Origin of the sequence: Stenotrophomonas sp. TWI1151 (assembly GCF_039673135.1) — a bacterium.
In the GTDB taxonomy this organism is placed as follows: domain Bacteria; phylum Pseudomonadota; class Gammaproteobacteria; order Xanthomonadales; family Xanthomonadaceae; genus Stenotrophomonas.
In genome coordinates this window covers 74,105-98,988 of record NZ_JBDJLA010000011.1, presented here as the reverse complement: position 1 = coordinate 98,988, position 24,884 = coordinate 74,105, and the positions used below count along the sequence as shown (strand labels likewise).

18 protein-coding genes are annotated in these 24,884 nt (G+C 67.8%); 10 read left to right on the top strand and 8 right to left on the bottom strand.

Annotated elements, in window-relative coordinates; all coding sequences use genetic code 11:
• Window positions 1–163 precede the first annotated feature (163 nt).
• From phbB to ABE422_RS13820, 3 genes are read right to left on the bottom strand one after another with little or no spacing between them, the layout of a single operon-like run.
• Window positions 164–904 carry an acetoacetyl-CoA reductase gene (gene phbB / locus ABE422_RS13830; RefSeq protein WP_019183776.1) on the bottom strand — a complete coding sequence of 247 codons (741 nt, stop codon included), beginning with the start codon at window positions 902–904 and terminating at the stop codon, window positions 164–166.
• A gap of 25 nt (window positions 905–929) precedes the next feature.
• Entirely contained in the window at window positions 930–2,258 is a 1,329-nt protein-coding gene (locus tag ABE422_RS13825; protein WP_070473693.1) for a CitMHS family transporter, read from the bottom strand.
• Window positions 2,259–2,298: 40 nt separating this feature from the next.
• Window positions 2,299–3,480 (bottom strand): porin, encoded by a 1,182-nt coding sequence (locus tag ABE422_RS13820; RefSeq protein WP_313219627.1) that lies wholly within the window; start codon window positions 3,478–3,480, stop codon window positions 2,299–2,301.
• A 156-nt stretch (window positions 3,481–3,636) separates the two neighbouring features.
• On the opposite strand from ABE422_RS13820, the gene ABE422_RS13815 reads away from it, so the two are divergent.
• Genes ABE422_RS13815 through ABE422_RS13800 form a run of 4 tightly spaced genes read left to right on the top strand, consistent with a single transcriptional unit; the run spans window position 3,637 to window position 7,507 of the window.
• Window positions 3,637–4,335 carry a response regulator transcription factor gene (locus tag ABE422_RS13815; RefSeq protein WP_313209135.1) on the top strand — a complete coding sequence of 233 codons (699 nt, stop codon included), beginning with the start codon at window positions 3,637–3,639 and terminating at the stop codon, window positions 4,333–4,335.
• Window positions 4,325–5,707 (top strand): sensor histidine kinase, encoded by a 1,383-nt coding sequence (locus tag ABE422_RS13810; protein WP_313209198.1) that lies wholly within the window; start codon window positions 4,325–4,327, stop codon window positions 5,705–5,707. The genes ABE422_RS13815 and ABE422_RS13810 overlap by 11 nt, the downstream gene beginning before the upstream one ends.
• Window positions 5,704–6,864 (top strand): ABC transporter substrate-binding protein, encoded by a 1,161-nt coding sequence (locus ABE422_RS13805; RefSeq protein WP_346483164.1) that lies wholly within the window; start codon window positions 5,704–5,706, stop codon window positions 6,862–6,864. Before ABE422_RS13810 ends, ABE422_RS13805 begins: the two co-directional genes overlap by 4 nt.
• Complete coding sequence (locus tag ABE422_RS13800; protein ID WP_346483163.1) at window positions 6,857–7,507, top strand: response regulator transcription factor; 651 nt, start codon at window positions 6,857–6,859, stop codon at window positions 7,505–7,507. Before ABE422_RS13805 ends, ABE422_RS13800 begins: the two co-directional genes overlap by 8 nt.
• A 10-nt stretch (window positions 7,508–7,517) precedes the next feature.
• On the opposite strand, the gene ABE422_RS13795 is transcribed toward ABE422_RS13800, so the two are convergent.
• Both ABE422_RS13795 and ABE422_RS13790 read right to left on the bottom strand, forming a co-directional pair.
• Window positions 7,518–10,163, bottom strand: a complete 2,646-nt coding sequence (locus tag ABE422_RS13795) for a PAS-domain containing protein (RefSeq protein WP_346483162.1) — start codon at window positions 10,161–10,163, stop codon at window positions 7,518–7,520.
• A 75-nt stretch (window positions 10,164–10,238) separates the two neighbouring features.
• Window positions 10,239–11,405: a porin gene (locus ABE422_RS13790; RefSeq protein ID WP_313209139.1), complete on the bottom strand. Its 1,167-nt coding sequence runs from the start codon at window positions 11,403–11,405 to the stop codon at window positions 10,239–10,241.
• A gap of 261 nt (window positions 11,406–11,666) precedes the next feature.
• Here ABE422_RS13790 and ABE422_RS13785 point away from each other — a divergent pair, with 261 nt between their 5' ends.
• Entirely contained in the window at window positions 11,667–13,016 is a 1,350-nt protein-coding gene (locus ABE422_RS13785; protein WP_121039654.1) for a dicarboxylate/amino acid:cation symporter, read from the top strand.
• A 199-nt stretch (window positions 13,017–13,215) separates the two neighbouring features.
• Window positions 13,216–15,507 carry an NADP-dependent malic enzyme gene (locus ABE422_RS13780; RefSeq protein ID WP_121039652.1) on the top strand — a complete coding sequence of 764 codons (2,292 nt, stop codon included), beginning with the start codon at window positions 13,216–13,218 and terminating at the stop codon, window positions 15,505–15,507.
• A gap of 645 nt (window positions 15,508–16,152) precedes the next feature.
• On the opposite strand, the gene ABE422_RS13775 is transcribed toward ABE422_RS13780, so the two are convergent.
• Both ABE422_RS13775 and ABE422_RS13770 read right to left on the bottom strand, forming a co-directional pair.
• Window positions 16,153–16,851, bottom strand: coding sequence for a basic secretory protein-like protein (locus ABE422_RS13775; protein WP_313209140.1), 699 nt, complete (start codon window positions 16,849–16,851; stop codon window positions 16,153–16,155).
• A complete protein-coding gene (locus ABE422_RS13770; RefSeq protein WP_346483161.1) occupies window positions 16,848–20,198 on the bottom strand; it encodes a GH92 family glycosyl hydrolase in 3,351 nt (1,116 codons plus the stop codon). The genes ABE422_RS13775 and ABE422_RS13770 overlap by 4 nt, the downstream gene beginning before the upstream one ends.
• A 388-nt stretch (window positions 20,199–20,586) precedes the next feature.
• Between ABE422_RS13770 and ABE422_RS13765 the strand changes: the two genes are divergently transcribed.
• From ABE422_RS13765 to ABE422_RS13750, 4 genes are all read left to right on the top strand, one after another.
• Complete coding sequence (locus ABE422_RS13765) at window positions 20,587–20,784, top strand: zinc-finger domain-containing protein (RefSeq protein WP_019183790.1); 198 nt, start codon at window positions 20,587–20,589, stop codon at window positions 20,782–20,784.
• A gap of 15 nt (window positions 20,785–20,799) precedes the next feature.
• Window positions 20,800–21,912, top strand: a complete 1,113-nt coding sequence (locus tag ABE422_RS13760; protein ID WP_313219632.1) for a glycosyltransferase — start codon at window positions 20,800–20,802, stop codon at window positions 21,910–21,912.
• A gap of 58 nt (window positions 21,913–21,970) precedes the next feature.
• Window positions 21,971–23,215: an O-antigen ligase family protein gene (locus ABE422_RS13755; RefSeq protein ID WP_346483160.1), complete on the top strand. Its 1,245-nt coding sequence runs from the start codon at window positions 21,971–21,973 to the stop codon at window positions 23,213–23,215.
• A 71-nt stretch (window positions 23,216–23,286) separates the two neighbouring features.
• Window positions 23,287–23,682 carry a transposase gene (locus ABE422_RS13750; RefSeq protein ID WP_346483159.1) on the top strand — a complete coding sequence of 132 codons (396 nt, stop codon included), beginning with the start codon at window positions 23,287–23,289 and terminating at the stop codon, window positions 23,680–23,682.
• A 266-nt stretch (window positions 23,683–23,948) separates the two neighbouring features.
• Here ABE422_RS13750 and ABE422_RS13745 read toward each other — a convergent pair whose 3' ends face one another.
• Window positions 23,949–24,869, bottom strand: coding sequence for an LpxL/LpxP family Kdo(2)-lipid IV(A) lauroyl/palmitoleoyl acyltransferase (locus ABE422_RS13745; RefSeq protein ID WP_313209145.1), 921 nt, complete (start codon window positions 24,867–24,869; stop codon window positions 23,949–23,951).
• Between the last annotated feature and the right edge of the window lie 15 nt (window positions 24,870–24,884).

The window sequence follows — 24,884 nt, the reverse complement described above, 5'->3', positions numbered from 1 at the left end:
GGCAACCCCATGAACCCGTCATCGCGAGGCGCCGGCCAGCGGCCGGCACTACCAAGACGACGTCCACACAACGCAAATCAGCCAAAAAAAAGCCGCGATGCCAACCAGCATCGCGGCTCACCTCGTGGGGGAGGCCACGCATCACGTGGGATGCGCAAAACCGTCAGAACATGTGCAGACCACCGTTCACCGCATAATCCGCACCCGTCACATACGCCGCATCGTCCGACGCCAACCACGCACACAGACTCGCCACCTCCTCCGGCTTGCCCAAGCGGCGGATCGGCACCGAGCCCGCCAGACGATCCAGCACATCCGGCGGAAAACTGCTGATCGACTGACTCGCGATATACCCCGGCGAAATCGTATTCACCGTCACGCCCCGCGTCGCCACCTCATTGGCCAACGCCCGGCTGAAACCATGCATCGCCGCCTTCGCCGTCGCGAAGTTCACCTGGCCGATCTGGCCCTTGTGCGCACTCACCGAGCCGATGTTCACGATCCGGCCCCAGCCGCGCGTGCTCATGCCATCGATCACCTGCTTGGTGATGTTGAACAGCGCATGCAGGTTCGACCCCATCACCGCATTCCAATCATCCGGGCTCATCTGGCGGAACAGCACATCGCGGCTGCCGCCGGCATTGTTGACCAGCACATCGATCTCGCCGACTTCGGCCTTCACCTTGGCGAACGCGGCCACCGTCGACGCCCAGTCCGCGGCATTGCCTTCCGAGGCGATGAAATCGAAGCCCAGTTCGCGTTGCTCGCGCAGCCAGGCGGCTTTGCGCGGTGAATTGGGGGCGCAGCCGGCGACCACGGTGTGGCCGTTGCGGGCCAGCTTCTGGCAGATGGCAGTGCCGACACTGCCCATGGCGCTGGTGACGTAAGCGATGCGAAGAGTCATGGCGGAAGGCTCCTTGGTAGGCGGATCAGGACGCAAGCGGATACAGGCCGAACAGCAGCCCACCGAACATCAGCAGCATCGAAATGGCGATGGCCCACTTCAGGGTGAACTTCTGGTGATCGGCGAACTCCACCTTGGCCAGGCCGACCAGCAGGTAGGTCGAGGGCACCAGCGGGCTGAGCAGATGCACCGGCTGGCCGGCCAGCGAGGCACGCGCCATCTCCACCGGCGTGATGCCGTAGTTGCCGGCCGCTTCGGACAGGATCGGCAGCACGCCGAAGTAGAAGGCGTCGTTGGACATGAAGAAGGTGAACGGCATCGAGGCCAGCGCGGTGATCACCGCCAGGTAGGGGCCCCAGCTGTCGGGAATGATCGCCAGGAAGCTGTGCGACATCGCCTCGACCATGCCGGTGTTGTTGAGGATGCCGGTGAAGATGCCCGCCGCGAAGATCAGCGAGACCACCGACAGCACGTTGCCGGCATGGTTGACCACGCGGCGCCGCTGCTCGGCCAGGTTCGGGTAGTTGATCACCAGGGCGATCGCGAAGCCGACCATGAACAGGACCGGCATCGGCAGCACGCCCAGGATCAGCGCGGTCATCAGGGCGATGGTCAGGCCCAGATTGACCCACAGCAGCTTCGGGCGCTTGGTGTCCTCGGCGTCTTCCACCGTCGGCAGCGTGTTGCCATCATCGGAGACGCTGTTGTCCATCCAGCTCCCGCCCTGCGGCAGGGTCACCACGCCCAGGCGACGGCGTTCCTTCATGCCCAGGTACCAGGCCAGCACCAGCACGCCGGCGCAGGCGATCACCATCGAGGGAATCAGCGGCACAAAGACGTCGGCCGGGTCCACGTGCAGCGCGGTGGCGGCACGGGCGGTCGGCCCGCCCCACGGGGTGAGGTTCATCACGCCACCGGCGAGGATGGTCACGCAGGTCATGTTCAACGCGTTCATGCCCAGGCGCTGATACAACGGCAGCATCGCCGACACGGTGATCATGTAGGTGGTCGAGCCATCGCCGTCGAGCGAGATCAGCATCGCCAGGATGGCGGTGCCGAGCACGATCTTCATCGGGTCGCCCTTGACGAAGCGCAGGATGATCCGCACCAGCGGATCGAACAGGCCCGCATCGATCATCACCCCGAAGTACAGGATGGCGAACATCAGCATCACGCCGGTCGGCGCGATCTTCTTGATGCCTTCCAGCATCATGTCGTCGATGCCGGCCGCGAAGCCGCCGATCAGCGCGAACAGGATCGGAATGGTGATGAGGGCGACCAGCGGCGAGAGCCGCTTGCTCATGATCAAATACATGAATGTAATGACCATGCCAAAGCCGAGGATGCTCAGCATCATCTGCATTCTCCAGAAGAAACGGTGCGGAAAGTAGGCATCAGAAGTCGTACTGCAGGCGGCCGGTGACCGCGCGCGTGCGATCCACGGTGGCGTCGGCCAGGCGGTCGCGGTTGCGGCTTTCGATCAGGTTGAGCATGAAGCGCAGGTTCGGGCGCATGTACCAGTTGCCACCCAGCGTCCACGCCTCGGTCTGGCCGTCGCGCAGGTCCGGCTGGCCGATCAGGTGCTGGTCGCCGCGCATCTGGTCATAGCGCAGTGCCAGTTCGAACGCGCCGGCGGTGTGCTGGAAATCCTTGACCCGGCCGAAGCGCCCCGTCTTGCGGTCGTACACGCGCGATTCGCCGGTGACGAACCAGCTGACCAGGCTGTAGCCGGCCAGCACCTTGCCGCGCTGGCTGCCGTCGTCGAAGGTGGCGCCGCTGAATTCGCCCTGCCAGGACAGCGGCCCGTTCACCTGTGCGTACTCCAGCGACCACTTGTTGACGTCGGTGTCGCGCCCGGCCGAGAAATCGACCAGGGTCAGGCGGCTGTTGTCCGAGAGATGGCCGGCCGGGCGCGGGCGGATGCGCAGGGCGGGGACGCCGTCGGCGCCAGGGGTGTCGTAGCGCTCATGCGCCAACGACACGCCCAGGTGCAGGACATCACCGGCGGTGGCGCCGGGGGCCCAGGTCGCACGGCCACCGGCGGCACGGCCCTTGACCTGCCACGCGTCGATGCTCTCCAGGCTGTAGGCGCTGGCGGCCCACGTCATGTCGCCGCGCGCGGCCTGCCAGGAGGCGCCGAGGCGATACAGCGGCGCCAGCGTGGTGCCGGCATTGCCGCGCTCCAGGAAGCTGCCGTAGTTCGAACTGGTGCGGTCATCCAGCGAGAAGAACTGCTTGAACTGGCCCACGGTGAGCTTGCCGGCATCGCCGAAGCTGCGGCTGACGAACACATCCTTGGCCTCGACCCGGTCGCCGGAAAAATCCGCTTCCAGCTTGTAGTCGACCACGAAGAACTTGCCGGATACGTCAAGCCATGCGCGACGGATCTCGGTGTCGTCCTTGTTCGGCGTGCCGCGGCGGTCGTTGTGGAAATCGGCGAAGTCCAGGTGCAGGCGGCCGCCAAGGCTGGCCGTGACCGGGCGGTCGTCAGTGTTGTCGTCGGCGGCCCAGGCGGGTGCGGCCAACAACAGCGTGCAGGCGGCCGGCAGGCACCAGCGCAGTGTGTTCAGTTCCATGGCCCCTCCCAGGTACCGTGTGTTCGGTGGTGTCGCGTTGGCGCAGCCTAGTGCCGGGATGCTGTCATCCACCTGTCAGCCATTGCTGCACCGCAGCGAAGCGCACGGATGCGGCCGCACGCGCTAGCATTCGTGCACCTTTCCCGATCCCGACCGATGCGCATCCTGCTGGTGGAAGACAACCCGGACCTGGCCGACGCGATCGTCCGCCGCATGCGGCGCAGTGGGCATGCCGTGGATTGGCAGAGCGACGGCCTCGCCGCAGCGAGCGTGCTGCGCTATCAGTCGTTCGATCTGGTCGTACTCGATATCGGCCTACCCAAACTGGATGGGCTGCGCGTACTGGCCGGCATGCGTGAGCGCGGTGACAGCACCCCGGTGCTGATGCTGACCGCGCGCGATGGCATCGAAGACCGGGTGCAGGCGCTGGATGTCGGCGCCGATGATTACCTCGGCAAGCCGTTCGATTTCCGCGAGTTCGAAGCGCGCTGCCGCGTGCTCTTGCGGCGCACCCGTGGCCAGGCCAGCGAGGTGGTGCAGATCGGTGGCTTCCAGTTCGACAACGCCGCGCACCGGGTCAGTCTGGACGGCCAGCCGATCGAGCTGCCCAACCGCGAGTATCGTCTGCTGGAGATCCTGATGGGTCGCCTGGGGCAGGTGGTCGGCAAGGACGAGATCGGCAACGGCCTGTTCGGCTTCGACGATGAGGCCGGTCCCAACGCGATCGAACTGTATGTCGGGCGCCTGCGCCGCAAACTGGCCGAGGCACCGCTGCGCATCGTGACCGTGCGCGGCAGCGGCTATCTGCTTGAGGCGCACGATGCGGCGGCCGAGGGCAGTGCCGATGGTGACTGAGGCCCGCGCGCCCACCTCGATCCGGCGCACGCTGTGGCTGTATCTGGGCGGCTTGATGGCGCTGTTCGCGGTCGCGTTGTTCTTCGGTGCGCGTGACTACGGCCAGCGTGCCGCCAACCGTTCCTACGATCACCTGCTGGTGTCCTCGGCGCTTTCGATCATCGATTCGGTGGCGCTGGTGGATGCGCAGTGGCAGGTGGATCTGCCGTACGCCTCGCTCGACCTGCTGGCCATGGCGCCGGAAGACCGCGTGTTCTATCGCGTCTTCGATGCGCGCAACCAGACCGTGACCGGCTACGGCGATCTGCCGGCGCCGCCGCGCGCGCCGAGCGATCGCCCGCAGTTGTTCGACGCGCCCTACAGCGGTGAGACCGTGCGCTTCGTGGTGGTCTCGCGGCGGGTGTCATCACCGTCCGCGCAGGCCGAGGTGCGTGTGCAGGTCGGGCAGACCCGGCGGGCGCGCGAGGCGCTGGCACAGGACATGGTCACCCGCGCGCTGGTCGCGATCGTCGTGCTTTCGCTGTTGTCGCTGGCGCTGGTCGCACTCGGCGTTCACCGGGCGCTGCGGCCGCTGGTGCGGGTCGAACGCGAACTGTCCAGACGCGAACCGTCCGACCTGCGGCCGCTGGACGCCGCCACACCGCAGGAAATGGACCAGATGGTTGGTGCGCTGAACCACTTCATGGGCCGGCTGTCGACCAGCAATGAAACGCTGCGCGCCTTCATGGCCGAGGCCGCGCACCAGATGCGCACGCCTTTGGCGGCCCTGCGCGCGCAGGCCCAGCTCGCGCTGGATGATGAAGATCCGGAGGACATGCGGCGCAGCCTGCAGGCGATCGAGCGCAACGCGACGCACATGAGCCGCCTTCTCAATCAGCTGCTCAGCGATGCCAGTGTGATCCATCGCGCGAACCTGCAGCGTTTCGCCCTGGTCGACCTGGCCGAGATCGTGCACCAGGCCCTGCACGAGGCCTTGCCGCAGGCATTGCCCGCACCTCGCGTACAGCTGGCGGTGACCAGCGATCCGGCGTGGGTCAACGGGGATGCACTGCTGCTGCGCGAAGCGATCAAGAACCTGATCGACAATGCGCTCAAATATGGCGGCGACGGCGTACTGCAGCTGGCGCTCACCACCGATGACAGCCACTGCGTGCTGACCATCGCCGACCACGGTCCCGGGATCGCGGCCGCCGATGCGGAGCGGGTGTTCGAACGCTTCGCGCGCGGCGAAGGCGCGGCGGCCGGCGGCGCCGGACTGGGCCTGGCGATCGTCAAACGCGTGGTCGACAGTCATGGCGGCCACATCGATCTGGCCAACCGTGTGGGTGGCGGGCTGGTCGCCACCATCCGGCTGCCGAGGAGGCACGCATGAAACGCTGGCATGGCCTGTTGATGTTGCTGTTCACCACCACGGTCTTCGCTGATCCGGGTGATGTGCAGCGCTTCCCGGCACAGGGCGCGCCCACCGCGCAGCTGCGCATCCACGGCTCGACCGACATCGAAGTCTTCGCCACGGTGATCGCCGACTACCAGCGCCTGCATCCCGGCACGGAGATCGTCTACGAGGACATCATCACGCAGGACATGTATGCGCGCTACCTGCGTGATCGCAGCGGTCCGGCTTCACCGGACATGCTGATCAGCAGTGGCATGGACCTGCAGGCCAAGCTGGTCAACGACGGCCATGCGCTACCGCACCGCTCGGCGCAGACCGATGCGTTGCCCGCTTGGGCGCAGTGGCGGCATGAGGCATTCGGGATCAGCTACGAGCCGGTGGCGATGGTCTACAACACGCGCATGCTGCCGGCGGCGCGGGTGCCGCACACGCGGCGTCAATTGCTGGAGCTGCTGCGGGCGCCGGATGCGCCGTTGCTGGGCCGGGTGGGGACCTACGATGTGCAGCGCAGCAGTGTCGGCTATCTGCTTGCCACCCAGGACGGCCAACGCGGCAGCATGGCCGGCGCGCTGCTTGGAGCGCTGGGCGACAACCGCGTGCAGCTGGAGGAGCGCACCGGCGTGCTGCTCGACCGGGTCAGCAGCGGCCAGCTCTCGCTGGTCTACAACGTGCTGGGCTCGTATGCGCAGGCGCGCATCGATGCCGGTGCGCCGCTGGGCATCATCGAGCCGGAGGACTACACCCTGGTGATGCTGCGCACCGCGGTGATCCCGCGCGGCGGCAAGCACCCCGATGAAGCCCGCCGGTTCCTGGATTATCTGCTGTCGCCCCGTGGACAACAGGTGCTCTCCCGCGAAGCGCGGTTGATGCCGATCCTGCCCGCGGCGGGCCAACGGCGGGGCGCCTCGCCCGAGCGCAGCTACCGCCCGATCCAACTCGGCCCTGGCCTGCTGGTGTACCTGGACGGCCTCAAGCGCCGCCAGTTCCTGGACGCATGGCGGGGCAGCATGCAGCAGGGGGGGGGGGGGGGCGCCCCCCCCGCCCCTGCTGCCCGCGCATTCCATCTGCGCCGCCAGGAAGCGGTAGTGACGGCCGCTGGCCGTCAACCTCATTACAATCGACCCCATGAGTGACATCACCGTTCTGGTCGCCGACGACCATCCCCTGCTGCGTGCTGCGGTCGTGCATTCGCTGCGCCAGGCGCTGCTGCAGGTCAATGTGATCGAAGTGGCCAGCGCCGCGACGCTGGAGAGCGCGCTCGATCAGCATGCAGAGATCGAGCTGGTCCTGCTCGATCTGACCATGCCCGGTGCACGCGGGTTCTCCTCGCTGCTGCATGTACGCGGCGCGCATCCGGATGTGCCGGTGGTGATCGTGTCCTCCAACGACCACCCGCGGGTGATCCGGCGTGCGCAGCAGTTCGGCGCGGCCGGCTTCATTCCCAAGTCGGCGCCGGCCGAGACCATCGGCCAGGCCGTGGCCGCCGTGCTCGACGGCGGCGTGTGGTTCCCGGCAATGGCTGCGCAACGTTCTGAATCCGATGCCCTGCTGGCCGCGCGCCTGGCCCAGCTCACCCCGCAGCAGTTCCGCGTGCTGCTGAGCCTGGCCGACGGCCTGCTCAACAAGCAGATCGCCTACGAACTGGGCCTGGCCGAGAACACGGTCAAGGTGCACGTCACCGCCATCCTGAAGAAGCTCGAGTGCCACAGCCGAACGCAGGCGGCGGTGCTGGTGAAAGCGCTGGAGCCGGAAGGGGATGCCGGCGCCGGACTGTAGAGGCTCAACCTCAGCTGCGATGCCGCACCAGCAGTTGTGTCATCAGCGCCCGCAACGCCGGTGGGCGTACCGGCTTGGACAGGAAGCCCCAGCCATTCTCCATCGCCTGCGCCTTCAACGCATCGTCGCGCTCGGCGGTGACCAGGATCACCGGTGGGCGTGCCTGCCACAGCGTGCACAGTGCTTCGTACAGGTCCGGGCCGTGCCACTGGCCCATGCGCACGTCCAGCAGCAGCAACTGCGGCGGGTTGAAGGCCGAGGCGATCTCCAGCGCCGGCTGCGGGCCATCGGCCAGCGCCACCGTGCATCCCCAGCGTTCCAGCAGCGCGCGGGTAGCCGCGCATACGCGCGGGTCGTCGTCGATGCTCCAAACCCGGCAGCCGCGCAGCGGGCTGTCGTCGCCCGGCTCGGCGTTCGGCACCGGGGCGGCGGCGGGAAGGGGTACGTCGGCGGCGGCGCCCAGCGGTACGTCCACCGCGAACACGCTGCCGCTGCCCAGGGTGGAACGCAGGTGGATGCGGTGCCCCAGCAGGCGGCCGATGCGCTCGACAATCGCCAGGCCCAGCCCGGCGCCGCGCTCCTGGTCCACGCCGTCATCCAGGCGGCGGAACTCTTCGAAGATCTCGCGCTGCAGGCTCTCGGGAATGCCCGGGCCCTGATCGTGCACTTCGATACGCAGCTGATCGCCGGCGCGCCGGCAGCCAATGAGCACGCGGCCGCGCGGGGTGTAGCGCAGCGCGTTGGAGAGGAAGTTCTGCAGGATGCGGCGCAGCAGGGCTTCGTCGCTCACCACCACCGCGCAGGTGTCCACCCAGTCCAGCTGCAGACCACGGCCTTCGGCGGCAATGCCGAATTCGCGCGCCAGCGTTTCCAGCAGCGGCGACAGCGCGAAGGCATGCACGTGGGTCTGCAACGTGCCGGACTCCAGCCGCGAGATGTCCAGCAGGCTGTTGAGGATGGAATCCTGCGCGGCCAGTGCAGCGTCGACATGCTCGCTCAATTCCCGCGCATCGCCGCCCAGCTTGCCGCGCAACACCGAGACGAACATGCGCGCCGCGTTGAGCGGCTGCAGCAGATCGTGCACCGCCGAGGCCACGAATCGTGATTTGTAGCGGTTGGCGCGCTCGGCCTCGCGCCGTGCTTCGTCCAGATCGCGGGTGCGCTCGGCCACGCGATGCTCCAGGGCATCGGCCAGCGAGCGCAGCTCGCGCGCGGTGTTCTTGTAGCTGGTGATGTCTGCATAGCTGGTCACGAAGCCGCCGTCGGGCAGGGGATTACCGCGTATTTCCAGCACGGTGCCGTCGTCCTTCTCGCTCTCGCGCATGTGCGGGCGGCCGCTGCGCAGATGGTTGAGGCGACGCTCGATCGCTTCTTCGATCGGCCCGGGCCCGAGCAGGCCACGGCGCGCGTTGAAGCGGAAAATCTCTTCGATCGGCCGCCCGACCTGGATCAGGCCGGACGGAAACCGGAACAGCTCCAGATAGCGCGCGTTCCACGCCACCAGCTTCTGTTCGTTGTCGATCACCACCACGCCCTGCGGTAGGTGCGCCAGGCTGCGGCTGAGACCGCTGTCGGCCTGCTGGGCGGCCTGCAGTACACCGTCCTGCGCGGTACGCAGCTCCTGCGCATGCTGTTTGAGCACGCTTTCCAGCTCACGCCGGCTGCGCTGGCGATGGGCGGCCAGGCGCCGCCGCTGCTGGATGAACAACACCAGGAAGCCCAGTGCCAGCCATGCCGCACCGCCGCCGATGGCGGCACTGCGCCCGGCGCTGGTGGCAGCGCCGGCATCGTGCAGCAGGTGCAGGCTCCACTGCTCCTCGGGCAGTGCCAGAGTCTGCCAGAGCATCTCGCCCGGCAGCACAGGATCGAGCAGGTGGACCATCCGGCCGCCATCGTCCAGCACGCTGCCGGTGCGTACCCGCAGCGGTTGCAGCGAGCGGTCGGCGTACTGGCGGCTGTCGAGCATCTCGCGGCGTTCGGCGGCGCCCAGCGGGCGCAGCAGCCGGTAGCGCCAGGCGTCGCGGTTGGCCAGGAACACCACATCGTGCTCGTCACTGGCCAGCACCACGTCCGGGCTGGTCAGCCATTCCTGCTCCAGCGCGGCCAGTTCGATCTTGATCACCACCACGCCGATGCGCGCGCCGTCTTCCTCGATCGCCTGCGACAGGTAGTAGCCGGGCACGCCGGTGGTCATGCCGATGCCGTAGAACCGGCCGTGGCCGGTGGCCAGCGCCTGGCGGTAGTAGGGGCGGTAGCTGTAGTCCTCGCCGACGTTGCTGCTGGCCTGGTCCCAGTTGCTGGCGGCCACGGCCACGCCGTTACGCCCGACCAGGGTCAGGGTGGAGGCGCGGGTGACCTGGTTGGCGCGCTGCAGTTTCAGGTTCAGCCGCTGGCGGGCGGCGGCATCGGGGCGCCGCTGCAGCGCCCCGCGCAGGTCCGGGTCCAGCGCCAGCACCTGCGGCAGCGTGCCGAAGCGGTCGATGCGCTGCTGCAGGCCTTGCGCGTACAGCTCCAGCTGGCGCTGCACCTGGCCGCTCTCGGCGGCCAGCGCGCGGCGCCAGGCGTAGTGGCCGGCCGCGGCCGCGCACAGCACGGTGCCGCCGATCATCACCAGCAGGGTCAACAGCAGGGTGCGGTGGCGGCCGAGCCAGTACATGGGCGGCAGTCTACGATCGCGCGGCGGGCGTGGTGTGCACGCCCGCCGCGCCGGTTGCGGTCGGCGGCGCAGGGCTCAGAAGTGCATCTGCGCGCGCAGTTCGAAGATTTCCGGCTGGCTGCGCACGCCGCGCCGGCTGGCATCGACCTTGACGTAGTTCGCCTGGAACTTGAAGTGCGAGGTCAGGTACCAGTTGGCGCCGATGGTCCAATCATGCTGGCGGCCGCCGAACACGTCGGCATCGTCCAGATCGATACGGCTGTAGCGGGTCACCAGCTCCACCGCGCCGTAGTCGTGGGCCGGCTTGACGTTGGCCACGGCACCGGCGTTGTACGGGCGCGATTCGCCGGTCAGGATCCAGCTGGCCATCGCGTACTGGCCATTGCCGGTGTAATCCGGCTTGCCGTCACGGCTGACCGTGGTCTGCAGCGCTTCGCCCTGCAGCGAGAACGGGCCGCGGATCCAGATGCCTTCCAGTCCGGCGCGCACGATCTTGTCGGCGGTGGTCAGGGCACCGGAGTCGACCAGGCGGATGTCGGTCAGGCCGGCTTCCGGACGCGCACGCAGGCGCGCGCTGGCGGCATGCGAGACATCACGGCCATCGCGGTAGCCGCGCGGGTTTTCCTGCGAATAGGCCAGGCCCAGGTGGACCACGTCGCCTGCGGCCTTGACCGGGGTCCACACGCCGCGCACGGCCTGGGTGGTGCCGGGGTTGTCGCCCTGCAGGTCCTTGCCGCCATAGGCGCCGGCCTGCAACAGGTACTGCGGGCGCTCCAGCACCCATTCGGCACCGGTGCGGCGGCCTTCGTAGAACGCCTGCACGGGCAGGGCCGTTTCCAGGAAGCTGCCGGCGCGCGAGGAGGTGCCGGCATCCAGGCCGACCGGGGTCTTCATGTAGCCGAAGCGGAAGCGGCCGATGTCGCTGCCGAAGAAGGCCTTGCTTTCGAAGCGCACGAACACATCCAGCCAGGTGTCGGCCTGGAAGTCGTAATAGACCATGGCGTCGTACACGCCCTTCTTCTTCAGGGTCGCGCCGAACTCCTTGCGGCGCACGGCGTCGGCATCTTCGATGCCACTGCCGTCGGAGAAGTCGTTGAGGTCGTAGGCAATGTTGGCCGTGGCTGCCAGCTCGGTACCGTCACTGAAGGTGGTCTTGGTCGGCCAGTTGTCCCAGTCGGCCGCGGTGGCGGCGAGCGGGGCGGTGGTCAGGGCCAGGGCGATGAACAGGGGCGTAGGGCGCATGGGCGGTAGCTGCTAGATAAGGGTGGGGCAGAACAACAACGGCCGCGGACGGCAAATCTGTGGGTCTCTCCCCCTGATCCGCTGCCGGGCCACCCGCCGCCGTGGGGGCGCGGTGCCGGGGCAGTGTAGGCAGTCCGGCCAGCTGAACCGGGGGGCTAGTACCAATAGGTTATCTGCGTTGGCGAGATGCGGGCGTAAAAAGGCCACGCCAGATGCCGCCCAGCGCGGCCGGCATCCTTCGTGACACTGCCGGAGCTTTCCATGCACGTTCCCACCACCGCCCCGCTGGCGGCCAAGCCGCTGCCGTTCTACCGCCAACTGTATTTCCAGGTCGTGGTGGCGATCGTTCTCGGTGCCATCCTCGGCCATTACGAGCCGGCCTTCGCCGAATCGCTCAAGCCGCTGGGCGACGCCTTCATCAAGCTGGTGAAGATGATCATCGCCCCGGTGATCTTCCTGACCATCGTCACCGGCATCGCCGGCATGACCCACCTGCGCACCGTGGGCCGGGTCTTCGCCAAATCGATGGCCTACTTCCTGTTCTTCTCCACGCTGGCCCTGATCGTGGGCATGGTGGTGGCACACGTGGTGCAGCCGGGCGCGGGGATGAACATCAACCCGGCCGATCTGGACCAGACCGCCGTCAACGGCTATGTGCAGAAGTCGCATGAGCTGACCCTGGTCGGCTTCGCGCTGGACATCATCCCGGCCACCCTGGTCAGCGCCTTCGTCGAAGGCAACATCCTGCAGGTGCTGTTCGTGGCGGTGCTGTTCGGCATCGCGCTGGCCCTGACCGGCGCCAAGGGCCGCCCGGTGCTGACCTTCCTGGAAGCGCTGACCGCCCCGGTGTTCCGCCTGGTCCACATCCTGATGAAGGCGGCTCCGATCGGTGCGTTCGGCGCGATCGCCTTCACCATCGGCAAATACGGGGTCGGCTCGCTGGTCAACCTGGCCTGGCTGGTCGGCTCGTTCTACCTGACCGCCTTCCTGTTCGTGGCGGTGATCCTGGGCGTGGTCTGCCGCCTGTGCGGGTTCTCGGTGTTCAAGCTGGCCCGCTACCTCAAGGCCGAGCTGCTGCTGGTGCTGGGCACCTCTTCCTCGGAATCGGCGCTGCCCTCGCTGATGGAGAAGATGGAAAAGGCCGGCTGCAGCAAGTCCGTGGTGGGCCTGGTGGTCCCGACCGGCTACTCGTTCAACCTGGACGGCACCAACATCTACATGACCCTGGCGGCGCTGTTCATCGCCCAGGCGACCAATACCGAGCTGACCCTGGGCCACCAGATCGCCCTGCTGCTGGTGGCGATGCTCAGCTCCAAGGGCGCCGCCGGCGTCACCGGGGCCGGCTTCATCACCCTGGCCGCCACCCTGGCCGTGGTGCCGGAAGTGCCGGTGGCCGGCATGGCGCTGATCCTGGGGGTGGACCGCTTCATGAGCGAATGCCGCTCGCTGACCAACTTCATCGGCAATGCGGTGGCCACTGTGGTGGTCTCGCGCTGGGAGAACGCGCTGGATCGCGACCGCCTGGCGATGGTGCTGGACGGCCGCGAAGCCGAGCTGCCGCCGCTGGTCGTCGCCGACCTGCCGGACACGCTGCCGGCCCCGGCGCACTGAGCCCGATGACCTGATTGTGTGGTGCATGGTCGTGCCGTTCCTGCCGGGGCGTCGCGGCCATGTTTTATTTTGAAGGCCCGGTGCGCGGCGCTGGAATATGTGCGGTTGCAGCATGACCGCGACAGCGTAGCGACAGGTCCGTCCACGCCAACGGGGGTATGATCCCCTGTTCCTCTCGCCCATTCATCTGCAGAAAGCGATGTCCAACGAAGATTTCAAACAGGCAGCCCTCGACTATCACCGGCTCTCGCCGCCCGGCAAGATCAAGGTCACCGCGACCAAGCCGATGTTGACCCAGCGCGATCTGTCGTTGGCGTACTCCCCGGGCGTGGCACACGCCTGCGAGGCGATCATGGCCGACCCGCAGCAGGCCAGTGAACTGACCGCCCGCGGCAATCTTGTCGCCGTGATCTCCAATGGCACCGCCGTGCTGGGCCTGGGCAACATCGGCCCGCTGGCCGGCAAGCCGGTGATGGAAGGCAAGGGCGTGCTGTTCCAGAAGTTCGCCGGCATCGATGTGTTCGACATCGAGATCGATGAGAACGACCCGGACAAGCTGGTCGACATCATCGCCTCGCTGGAGCCGACCTTCGGCGGCATCAACCTGGAAGACATCAAGGCGCCGGAATGCTTCATCGTGGAGCGCAAGCTGCGCGAGCGGATGAACATCCCGGTGTTCCATGACGACCAGCACGGCACCGCGATCATCGTCGGCGCGGCCGTGCTCAACGCCATGCTCGTCACCGGCAAGAAGATCGAAGACGTGAAGCTGGCCACCACCGGCATGGGCGCAGCGGGTATCTCCTGCGTCAACATGCTGGTCTCGCTGGGCCTGAAGAAAGAGAACATCCTGGCCTTCGACCGCGACGGCGTGATCCACACCGGCCGCACCGACCTGGACCCGGAGAAGGCGCGTTACGCGCGTGATACCGACAAGCGCACGCTGGCCGAGATCGTCGATGGTGCGGACATCTTCCTGGGCCTGTCGGCCCCGGGCATCCTGACCGCGGACATGGTCAAGACCATGGCCAAGGATCCGGTGATCTTCGCCCTGGCCAACCCGACCCCGGAAATCATGCCGGAAGTGGCCCGTTCGGTCCGCCCGGACGCACTGATCGGTACCGGTCGTTCGGACTACCCGAACCAGATCAACAACGTGCTGTGCTTCCCGTACCTGTTCCGCGGTGCGCTGGACGTCGGCGCGACCGCGATCAACGAAGAAATGAAGATCGCCTGCGTGCACGCGATCGCCGCGATGGCACGCCGCGAGGCCAGCGACCTGGGCTCGGCCTATGGCGATGAGACCCCGAGCTTCGGCCGTGACTACCTGATTCCGCGTCCGTTCGATCGCCGCCTGCTGGTGGAGCTGTCGGCTGCCGTGGCGCAGGCCGCGATGGATTCCGGCGTAGCCACCCGTCCGGTCGCCGACATGGGCGCCTACCGCGAGAAGCTGGCCCAGTTCGTCTACCGCACCAGCCTGATGATGAAGCCGGTCTACGACCGCGCCCGCTCGGACAAGCAGCGCGTGGTGTACGCCGAAGGCGAGGAAGAAGTGGTGCTGCGCGCGGTGCAGAACGTGGTCGATGAAGGCCTGGCGCAGCCGATCCTGATCGGCCGCCCGGACGTGATCGAGGCCCGGGTCGAGCGCCTCGGCCTGCGCATGAAGGCCGGTGTCGATTTCGACATCACCAACATCAACGACGATCCGCGCTTCAACGAGTACTGGCAGTACTACCACAACCTCACCGGCCGTCGCGGTGTGACCGTGGCCGCCGCCAAGAACCTGATGCGCTCGCGCCCGACCCTGATCGCGGCAGTGATGGTGGCGCGTGGCGAAGCCGATGCGATGCTGACCGGCGTGGTCGGCCGCTTCCACAAGAAGCTTGGCTACGTGCGCAGCGTGCTGCCGCTGGAAGCCAAGGTGACCTCCACCTCGGCGATGACCGGCGTGATCAACCAGCAGGGCGTGTTCTTCTTCGTGGATACCCACGTGCAGGAAGACCCGACCGCCGAGCAGATCACCGAAGCGACGCTGCAGGCGGCGTATCGCATGAAGCTGTTCGGCATCGAACCGAAGGTGGCGCTGCTGTCGCACTCCAACTTCGGCAGCCACGACTCCAAGGACGCGCTGAAGATGCGGGCGGTCCGCGAGATGCTGCTCAAGCGCAACCCGCGCTTGAACGTGGATGGCGAAATGCAGGGCGATACCGCATGGGATGAAGCCCTGCGCCAGAAGCTGCTGCCCAACAGCACGCTCAAGGGCCGTGCCAACCTGTTCGTGCTGCCCAACCTGGAAGCGGCCAACATCGCCTACAACCTGGTGCGCGTGTTCACCGACGGCGTGGCGATCGGCCCGATCCTGATGGGCGTGGCCAAGCCGGTGCACATCCTGACCACCAGCGCGACCTCGCGCCGCGTGCTCAACATGACCGCCATCGCGGCCGTGGATGCGCAGATCCGCAAGCAGCTTGAGGCGGAGAAGAACGCCTAAAGCGTTCTTTCCACCTCAAGTTGCCAAAACGCGCCCTTCGGGGCGCGTTTTGGTTTCGCGCTGCGAAACGGGTAGCTGCCGACCGTGGGTCGGCAGGCCTCAGTAACAGGAACGACGCGACGGTCCCTTTTTGCCTTCGCCGTGCGGTCGCTGTGGCACGTGCATCTGCCACACACGCGCCGCACAGACGTCATGGCTCTGCAACCTCCCAAGCGCCCAATACCCCCACGCGGCCCGGCCGTGGTGGCGCTCCGGTGGGGGCGTCGCCACCCTGGGCCCGACCAGCTCCTCCACGATCAGCCACGGGAACGGTGTCATGCGCGATCCACGCACGAAGCGGTATTTCCAGCAGTTGTTCGCGTTGTACGCCGGCTTGGTCGGCGCGCGCTGACCCACGAAAGCCTACCGACCCACCGTCGTTACCTGCCATCGCCCCGTGGGCACCGATGGCACCGATGGCACCGATGGCCCTGTGGGCACCGATGGGACCGATGGGACCGATGGCACCGATGGGACCGATGGGACCGATGGCACCGATGGCACCGATGGCACCGATGGCACCGTGGGCACCGATGGCACCGATGGCACCGGTAGTGCCGGCCGCTGGCCGGCTCCTCGCAGACGCCGATCAGGCCCGCGGAGCAATCAGCGTGTCCGCACGTACTGCGCCCACAACCGCGGCAGCGATGTACCGCTGAGCGTTTCCCACAGCGCCGGCGTATAACGGCCCTCACGCAGGGCGCCATCCAGCGCCTTCACCAGCCCGGGGTGCTGCGCCTCGCTCCACGCCAGGAACGCAGCGGTGACCCGGTAGCCGGTATCGAAGTTCTGCTCCGGTTTGACCTGCGTCGGCAATGCCCAGCCCGCCCCGGCGTTGTCCTTGCCGTAGCGGTTGCGCGCGTAATCGGCGATGCCTTCCACCAGCCAGCCCGGCACGCGCGCATTGGCGTACTCCGGGTAGCCCTGCACGATGTGCATCGCCTCATGCGTGACCAGATCGATGTCACCCGGGTGCTTGGCCAGCCAGGCCGGATTGATCGTGATCGTCGCCGCCTGCGCCTTCTCGCCGACAAAGGCGATGCCGTCGTAAGCCGGGTCGATCACGATGCCGACCTGCGTCGGTGCGGCCGGATGGAAATCGGCGCGCTCGCGCAGATACGCGCCGAAGAAGGTCTCGATGATGCGCTCCCGGACCGGCGCGGCCAGCGCATCGCTGGCGTCGCGGTAGTGCAGGGTCACGTCCTCGCGGGTCTGCGTGGTCTCGAATGCGTGCGCATCGGCGAGCCCGGCGCTGACGAGCAGGGCGGTCAGCAGGCAGCGGGTGATCGGCAGGGCAGTGCTCATCGCGCCGCCGCCGGTGCGAGCAGTTCGACTTCCGCCAGCTGCAGGCGACCCGGTGCACCGATGCGCAGCCGGTACTCGGCGTAGCGGCCCGGCTGGGCGATGCGGAACGGTCGGGTCTGCATCGCCCAGGCGAAGGCTTCGCCGCGGCGCTGGTCGACCTGCACCCAGCGACCACCGGTGGTGCGCGCTTCCAGGGTCCATTCACCGCCGCGGATGGGGCCATTGCCGCTGGTCAGCGTGTACATCGACGGCGTGCCCGCGGCGACGTTGCTGAAGGTGATCGTGCTCGAGCCGCCCAACGGCAGTGCCGTGGCCGCATCGTCATCGATCAGGGCCTCCGCCGCGCGGCCATCGCCGAGCTGGGCGGTGGCCCCACCGCCCAGCAGATCATGCAGCAGGGCCGGCTGCTGGCCGCGCGCGGTGAGCGAGCGCGGTGCATCATCCGGGCCGGTGCCCCAGCGCGAGGGTTCCGGGCCCATGACGAAGTCCAGCGTGGCGCCCTTGGCCAGCAACTCGTGCGGCAGCCAGGTCTTGGTCCACGGCGTGCCGTTGACCTTCAGCGACTGCACGTAGATGTTGCGGTCCGAGTTTTCCGGTGCGTTGACGGTCAGTACCGCGCCGCCCTGCAGCTCGACGCGGGCATGGCGGAACAGCGGCGAGCCGATCACGTACTCCGGTGCACCCATGCGCAGCGGGTAGATGCCCAGCGAGGCGAACAGATACCACGCCGAGGTCTCGCCGTTGTCCTCATCGCCCGGGTAGCCCTGGCCGATCTCGCTGCCCAGGTACAGGCGCGACAGGATTTCGCGCACATGCTGCTGGGTCTTCCACGGCTGCCCGGCATACAGGTACATCCACGGAATGTGGTGCGCCGGCTGGTTGCTGTGCGCGTACATGCCCATGCGCACATCGCGCGCTTCGGTCATTTCATGGATGGTGCCGCCGTAGGAGCCGGAGAACGCGGCGTCGGCGGTCTCCGGCGTGGCGAAGAACGTGTCCAGCTTGGCCGCCAGCTGCGCGCGCCCGCCGTACAGCGCCGCCAGGCCTTCGCCGTCGTGCGCGGCGGTGAAAGCGAACGTCCAGCCGTTGGATTCGGTGTAGTCATGGCCCCACACGCGCGGGTCATAGTCCTTGGCGTCCAGGCGCCAGCTACCATCTGGTTTGCGACCCTGGAAGAAGCCTGCGGCGGGGTCGAACAACGTGGCGTAGGTGCCCGCACGGTGGCGGAAGTAGTCGGCCTCGGTGGCATAGCGTTCGCGCGCGGCCGGCGTATCGGCCTGCTTGGCCAGCACCTCGGCCATGTTGGCCACGCCGAAATCGTTGAGTGCGCCTTCCATCGTCCACGACATGCCTTCGTGCACATCGGCGGTGGCATAGCCACGGAAGGTGGAGCGGTCCATGCCTTTGCGTCCGACATGGCGGTCCGGCGGCACCACGGTCGCGTTCTTCAGTGCGGCAGCGTAGGCCTCCTGCGGGTCGAAGCCGCCGATGCCCTTCAGCCACGCATCGGCGAAGGCCACGTCCGAACTGGTGCCCACCATCAGATCGGCATAGCCGGGCGAGGACCAGCGCGCGACCCAACCACCGGCGCGGTACTGCTCCAGGAAACCCTGCACCAGCGCGCCGGCATCGTCCTTGGTGAACAGCGCATAGGCCGGCCAGGTGGTGCGGAAGGTATCCCAGAAGCCGTTGTTGACGTACACCTTGCCGTCGCGCACCGGCGCGAAGCTGCGCGTGGCGCTGCCATCGGTGTTCTCATCCGAGGCGCTGGCCTGGCTGGCATAACGCCAGTCCGGTGCCGCCGCGGTGCCGGCGTTTTCATGGCCGGAATTGGGGTAGAGGTAGAGGCGGTACAGGTTGGAGTACAAGGTGGTCTTCTGGTCGTCACTGGCATCGCCCACATCGAAGCGGGCCAGGCGCTGGTCCCACGCCTCCTGCGCACGCGCGGCCACGCGATCCACATCGTCGGCAGCAGCCACTTCCAGGGCGAGGTTATGACGGGCCTGCTCGACAGAGATCAACGAGGTGGCGATGCGCATGGAGACGCGACGGTCGGAACCCGCATCGAACTTGATGTAGCCGGTCGGGCGTCCGGTCTTCACCGTGCCGCTGCTGCGCCACGGGCGGTCGAAGCTGGCCACCACGTACATGCGGGTGGCGCCGGTGGACAGGCCGCTGCGCGTGTCGGTATAGCCGGAGAGTGTCTGCGTGGCGGCATCCAGCGTCAGCCCGCCGCGCGCGTCGACGTTGTCGAACAGCAGGTTGGCATCACCGCCTGCGGGGAACGCGAAGCGGAACACCGCGGCGTGGTCGGTCGGTGCGATCGAGGCGGCGATGCCGTTGTCGAAGCGCACGTCATAGCGGTACGGGCGGGCCTGCTCATTGTCGCGCGAGAAGCTCAGCGCACGCTTGCTGCGGTCGGCCTCGGGCACGCCACGGGTCGCCGACGGCATCACCTGGAAGGTCTGGCGGTCGCCCATCCACGGGCTGGGCTGGTGGCTCAGCGCCAGCGCCTGCAGGCGGGGCCGGTTGGCCGCATCGTTCTGCTCGTTCCAGCGATACAGCCAGGTCAGTGAGCCGGCGTCGGTCACCGGCGTCCAGAAATTGAAGCCGTGCGGCACGGCGGTGGCCGGGAAATTGTTGCCGCGCGAGAAGGTGCCATTGGCCTGCGTGCCGCGGGTGGTCAGCACCCAGTCGGAGGGACGCTGCGGCGTGCTGCGCGGTTGCGCGTCCAGGCGGACATCGTCGATCCAGCCGGCCACCGGTGCGCCGTCGGCGCTGGCCACCTCCAACTCGAGCGCGACCACGCGACGCCCGCGCAGGGCCGGGGTGTCGCCCAGGCGAACGGCTTTGCGCGCCCACTGCTGCGGGTACAGCGTCTTCGATTCGCCCTGCGCACGCGCACCCAGCGCCACGCCGTGGTGATCACGTGCGGTGCTGGCCGAGACGCGGCTACCGTCGTCGAGCACCAGATCGAGCGAGACGTAGGTCGAGGCGACGGTGTCCTTGCCGACGATCTCGGGCAGCACCAGCCAGGACAGGGTGGTATCGGCGTCGATGGCCAGGTCGGTCGTGAACAGCTGGCGGCGCGCGTGGCCGCCGGCGCTGGCGTACTGCAGCGCATGCAGGCCGCTGTAGCCGACGCCGGGTTTGGCGGCATAGGGCGCCACCGGCCCGGTGCCGATCCGCACCTGCAGCGCGCCGTCGCCGGCGGCCGGGGCGGGCTGACCCGGCTCGAACGAGGTCTGCAGGCCCTGCGCGGCAGACGGCAGGGCGATCGAGGCGCAGGCCAGGGCCAGGGCGAGGGGAAGGGCGCGGCGGGCGGGGCGCAGGTCGGACAGGGTCATGCAAGGGTCTCCCGGGAAGGGCAGGCGGCAGGCAGGACCCGCATCGATGGCCACGGCGGACGGCGTCGCCCCAGCCGTCGGCAGACGGCAGGAAAGAGGCGATGCATGTCCGGTGGGGGGGCGGGCAGGCGATCGGGTCGATGATCGGTACCCGGACGATCCTGCATCACGACAACTGGCCCTGACAAGTGAAATTAGTTCGATCTAAATCCGGCAAATTCGTTTCAACGCCCATTATTGACAATGAATTTGGATCGATTTAAAAACACCGGTGGCCGCTAGGATGCCGTGATCGGCGCCGCGCCGTGCCCGGCGGGGTGCAGCGGCCTTCGGCGGCCGCCAGATGCTAGAATCGGCGGTCTCGCAACCCCCTTTGTGTGTCCACGCCATGAGCCATACCGCCACCGCGCCCGCCAATGCCGAGAAGCGTTACACCGTGCACCGCAGCGACCTGCCGCTGAGCTGCCCGACGCCGGAAATGGCGCTGTGGAACTCGCACCCGCGCGTGTACCTGCCGATCGAAGACGAGCCCAACTGCGAGGCCGCGTGCCCGTACTGCGGCGCCGTGTTCGTGCTCGCCGACTGATCCGCGGACCACACTGTGCGCCGACTGACCGTGGTGCAGCTGCTGCCGGCGCTGCACTCCGGCGGGGTCGAACGCTCCACCCTTGAGATCGCCTCCGCCCTGGTTGCCGCCGGCCACCGGGCCATCGTCGTGTCCGCCGGTGGGCGCCTGGTCGAGCCGTTGCTCGCCAGTGGCGCCGAACACCTGACCCTGGATATCGGCCGCAAATCGCTGCTGACGCTGCGCCATGTGCTGACCCTGCGCAACCTGTTCAACGAGGTGGGCGCGGACATCGTGCATGCGCGCTCGCGGCTGCCGGCCTGGCTGGGCCTGTACGCCGTGCGCAATCTGCCGGCGGCGACACGCCCACATTGGGTCACCACCGTGCACGGGCTCAACTCGCCTGGTCGCTACAGCGCGGTGATGACCAGCGGCGAGCGCGTGATCTGCGTGTCCAACAGCGTGCGTGAGTTCGTGCGCGCGCACTACCCCAGTGTGCCGGCCGAGCGCCTGCAGGTGATACCCCGTGGTGTCGATGTCGCGCAGTTCCCGCGCGTGGGCCGGCAGGATCGGCGTGCGCGCCTGGCCGTGGCCGAGCAGCATCCCGCGCTGGTCGGCGAGGCACCGTTGCTGTTGCTGCCTGGCCGTGGCACCCGCCTGAAAGGGCATCGCCACGCGCTGAGCCTGCTGGCAGGACTACATGCCGCCGGCGTGCCGGCCAAGCTGTGGATGCCGGGCACGCGCGAGCCGGGCCGCGAATCCTATGTCGCCGAACTGGACGCCCAGGCGCGCAGCCTGGGTGTGTTCGATGCCGTGCTGATGACCGCGCCGACCTCGCGCATCGCGCAGGCCTATGCGGCCAGTGATCTGGTGCTGCAGCTCTCGGACAAGGCCGAAGCGTTTGGCCGCACCGTGGTCGAAGCGCTGTCGGTGGGCCGCCCCGTGCTGGGCTGGAACCATGGCGGCGTCGGCGAGTTGTTGACTCAGCTGCAACCCTCCGGCGCGGTACCCTTGGGCGACGCCGATGCACTGCTGGCGCGCGCGCAGCAGTTGCTGCTGCAGCCGCCCTCACTGCCGACGCGGATCCCGTTTACCTTGCAGGCCATGCAGCGTGACACGCTCCAGCTCTATACCTCCCTCATCGGCTGAGCCCACCGTCCTTCCCGGTTCGCCGGGCTCCCGTGCGGGCCGCTGGGCGCCGTGGTGGGTGATTGCGTTTGTCGCGTTGTGGCCGCTGCCCGGCATCGCCGAGGGCGTGCTGGTGCTGGGCGCGCTGTACGCGGCGGTGCGCATGGTGCAGCTGCGCCTGCAGGGCAAGCAACGTCTGCTGAGCAGTCCTGCGTGGGCACTGACCAGCATCCTGTTCCTGGGTTACTGGCTGCCGCAGGCATTTTCCGCCTTCGATGCGATCGACCCCGGCACTGCGTGGCGCAAGGCGGCCGCCGGCCTGCGCTATCTGCCGTTCATGTGGCTGGTGGCGATCGCCGTGGCGACTCCGCAGCGGCGCGCGCTGACGCTGGGCGGGCTGGCGGTGATCACCGGGCTGTGGACGGTGGATGCGCTGGCACAGGCGATCGTCGGCAGCAGCCCGCTGTTCTGGTCAATGGATCAGCTCAAGTGGGCGGTCAGCGGCCATGGGTTGTGTTCACCGCAGGAGATGGCGGCGGTGGATCGCCTCAGCGGCGTGCTCGGCCCGTGCAACCTCAAATTCGGCCAGGTGCTGGCCAGCCTCTCGCCGTTCCTGTTGTTCGCCGCCTCACGGCGTGCCGGCATTCTCGGCTGGTCACTGGTGGCCGCCGCAGTGGGGGTCGTGCTGGTCTTGGCCGGTTCGCGCGCGGCGTGGCTGACCTATGCCCTGGTGCTGGTGCTCTCCGGCTGGCGGCTGATCGGCGTGCGCGGCCTGCTGGCCTGCGTTGCGGTCGGCGCGGTGGGGGCGATCGTCCTCACCGTGAGCGTGCCGCAGGTCGGTGACCGGGTCGCGCGCACCGCCATGGCGTGGGAAGGTGAGAACGACGGCGTCAATCAGGCATTGTCCGGCCGCGCCCAGATATGGGCCGCAGCAACCTGCATGATCGAGGCGCATCCGATCAACGGCGTCGGTGCGCGTGGTTTCCGCGACGCTTACCCCGCGTGCAATCCGGACCCGGCCGCCCAGGAAGTGTGGGGCGCCGGCCCAGCACTGCACGCGCACCAGATCGTGCTCGAGATCCTCGCCGAAACCGGCCTCCTCGGCCTGCTGCTGTGGTTGGCGGCCGTGGCCCAGGCGTGGCGCGCGTGGCGTTTTGCACCCCCCGAGGCCCGCGAGCGCGCGCGCCCGGCGATGCTCGCGCTGGCGGTGACGGTGTTCCCGCTCAATACCCATCTGGCGTTCTACTCGACCTTCTGGGGCGGCCTCACGCTGCTGCTGGCCGCGCTGTATGCGGGCAGTCTGTTGGCACGCGACGACGGGTAGAGCCACGCCATGCGTGGCTGCTTGTGGCCCGGGCATGGGGACATACCGACGCACACGCGCGCCATCCACCGATGGGCTCCACGCCCCGGTCAACGCACCCTCGTGCGATGGCCAGCCCACGCCTCCAACGCGGCCGATACTCGCATCCAGGGTATTGCTACGCGCTCACCACCACCACGCACGACAGGCGCAAGTGGTTCGAGGATCCCCTCAATGCAGAAGTAATCATCGACACGCTGCGTTACATGGATCGTTGCGGGGTCAGTTGCGCGTTAGCTTGGGTGGTAATGCCGGACCACGTGCATTGGTTGATCCAACTGCGGCAAGACACCTTGGCTCGTTGCATGCTGCTGTTCAAATCACGCAGCAGCCGATTGTTGAATGAGCGTCTGCAGCGAACGGGAAAGCTCTGGCAGCACGGGTACTTCGACCACGCCGTGAGAAATGAGGAATCCTTGCGCCGTTAGGCGCTGTACATCCTCGCCAACCCGATACGTGCGGGATTGGCCAGTGCGCTGGGGGAGTACCCGCACGCGTGGTCGCGGTGGCCCATGGAAGAGTAGAGCCGCCTCATGGGTGGCTGCCCGCGGTCTGGCACCATGCAGCCACCCATGGGGTGGCTCTACCGAGGGGGGCGTGCAGCCACCCATGGGGTGGCTCTACCGAGGGGGGCGTGCAGCCACCCATGGGGTGGCTCTACCGAGGGGGGCGTGCAGCCACCCATGGGGTGGCTCTACCGGTAGTAATCGCTCCGCCCACCGGGCTGGCGCTTGAACCGGCGGTGGATCCACAGGTACTGGTCCGGCGCCTCGCGCACCATCGCTTCGATGGCCTGGTTGACGCGGGCGGTATCGGCCTCGACATCCTCGCTGGGGAAATTCTCCAGCGGTGCGCCGATCTTCAGGAAATACTTCCCGCCTTCGCGACGGTGGAAATACGGGATCACCGCACAGCCGGTCATCCGGGCCAGCTGATGGGTGGCGGTGATGGTCGAGGCAGTGTGGCCGAAGAACGGCACGAACACCGTGTCCTTGCCGCGCATGTCCTGGTCCGGGGCATACCAGAGGAAGCCGCCCTTCTTCAGGTGCCGCACGGTGGCGCGGATATCCTCGTTGGCGTACATCGCCTTGGCGTAGCGCAGGCGGCCGAACTTCACCGCCCATTCGTAGACCGGGTTGCGGTGCTTGCGGTACATGCCGGACAGCTCCACGTGGTCGCACAACAGGCGGCCGCACATCTCCAGGGTCATGAAGTGGCCGGAGACCAGCAGCACGCCACGGCCCTGCGCCTGCATGCGGTGCAGGTGTTCCAGCCCTTCGATCTGCACCTGCGGGCGGATGCTGTCGATGCTGCCCCACCAGGCCCGGGCGAATTCAAAGATGCCCACGCCCAGCGCGTCGAAGCTGTCGCGCAGCAGGCGCTGGCGCCAGGCGTCGTCCTTCTCGGGGAAGCACAGCTTCAGGTTGACCTCGGCGGCACGCCGACGGCTGCTGGCCAGCCGGTAGGCGACCGTGCCGACGCCGCGGCCGAGCGCGCGCTGCAGCATCCAGGGCAGGCGGGCGATCGCGAAGGCGACCAGCATGAAAGCGAAGGTCGGCCAGTGGCGCGGATTGCGCAGGGACGGCCGGGTGGCGGTGGAAGCGTTATCGGACATGCCTCGATTCTAATG

What these genes read in the sequence shown, in the direction of transcription:
- ABE422_RS13820 (WP_313219627.1), bottom strand. Translation starts at nt 3,480, where the DNA reads ATGGAACTGAACACACTGCGCTGGTGCCTGCCGGCCGCCTGCACGCTG.
- ABE422_RS13810 (WP_313209198.1), top strand. Translation starts at nt 4,325, where the DNA reads ATGGTGACTGAGGCCCGCGCGCCCACCTCGATCCGGCGCACGCTGTGG.
- ABE422_RS13780 (WP_121039652.1), top strand. Translation starts at nt 13,216, where the DNA reads ATGTCCAACGAAGATTTCAAACAGGCAGCCCTCGACTATCACCGGCTC.
- ABE422_RS13775 (WP_313209140.1), bottom strand. Translation starts at nt 16,851, where the DNA reads ATGAGCACTGCCCTGCCGATCACCCGCTGCCTGCTGACCGCCCTGCTC.
- ABE422_RS13800 (WP_346483163.1), top strand. Translation starts at nt 6,857, where the DNA reads ATGAGTGACATCACCGTTCTGGTCGCCGACGACCATCCCCTGCTGCGT.
- ABE422_RS13795 (WP_346483162.1), bottom strand. Translation starts at nt 10,163, where the DNA reads ATGTACTGGCTCGGCCGCCACCGCACCCTGCTGTTGACCCTGCTGGTG.
- ABE422_RS13785 (WP_121039654.1), top strand. Translation starts at nt 11,667, where the DNA reads ATGCACGTTCCCACCACCGCCCCGCTGGCGGCCAAGCCGCTGCCGTTC.
- ABE422_RS13765 (WP_019183790.1), top strand. Translation starts at nt 20,587, where the DNA reads ATGAGCCATACCGCCACCGCGCCCGCCAATGCCGAGAAGCGTTACACC.
- ABE422_RS13750 (WP_346483159.1), top strand. Translation starts at nt 23,287, where the DNA reads ATGGGCTCCACGCCCCGGTCAACGCACCCTCGTGCGATGGCCAGCCCA.
- ABE422_RS13790 (WP_313209139.1), bottom strand. Translation starts at nt 11,405, where the DNA reads ATGCGCCCTACGCCCCTGTTCATCGCCCTGGCCCTGACCACCGCCCCG.
- ABE422_RS13745 (WP_313209145.1), bottom strand. Translation starts at nt 24,869, where the DNA reads ATGTCCGATAACGCTTCCACCGCCACCCGGCCGTCCCTGCGCAATCCG.
- ABE422_RS13805 (WP_346483164.1), top strand. Translation starts at nt 5,704, where the DNA reads ATGAAACGCTGGCATGGCCTGTTGATGTTGCTGTTCACCACCACGGTC.
- ABE422_RS13815 (WP_313209135.1), top strand. Translation starts at nt 3,637, where the DNA reads ATGCGCATCCTGCTGGTGGAAGACAACCCGGACCTGGCCGACGCGATC.
- phbB (WP_019183776.1), bottom strand. Translation starts at nt 904, where the DNA reads ATGACTCTTCGCATCGCTTACGTCACCAGCGCCATGGGCAGTGTCGGC.
- ABE422_RS13825 (WP_070473693.1), bottom strand. Translation starts at nt 2,258, where the DNA reads ATGCTGAGCATCCTCGGCTTTGGCATGGTCATTACATTCATGTATTTG.
- ABE422_RS13770 (WP_346483161.1), bottom strand. Translation starts at nt 20,198, where the DNA reads ATGACCCTGTCCGACCTGCGCCCCGCCCGCCGCGCCCTTCCCCTCGCC.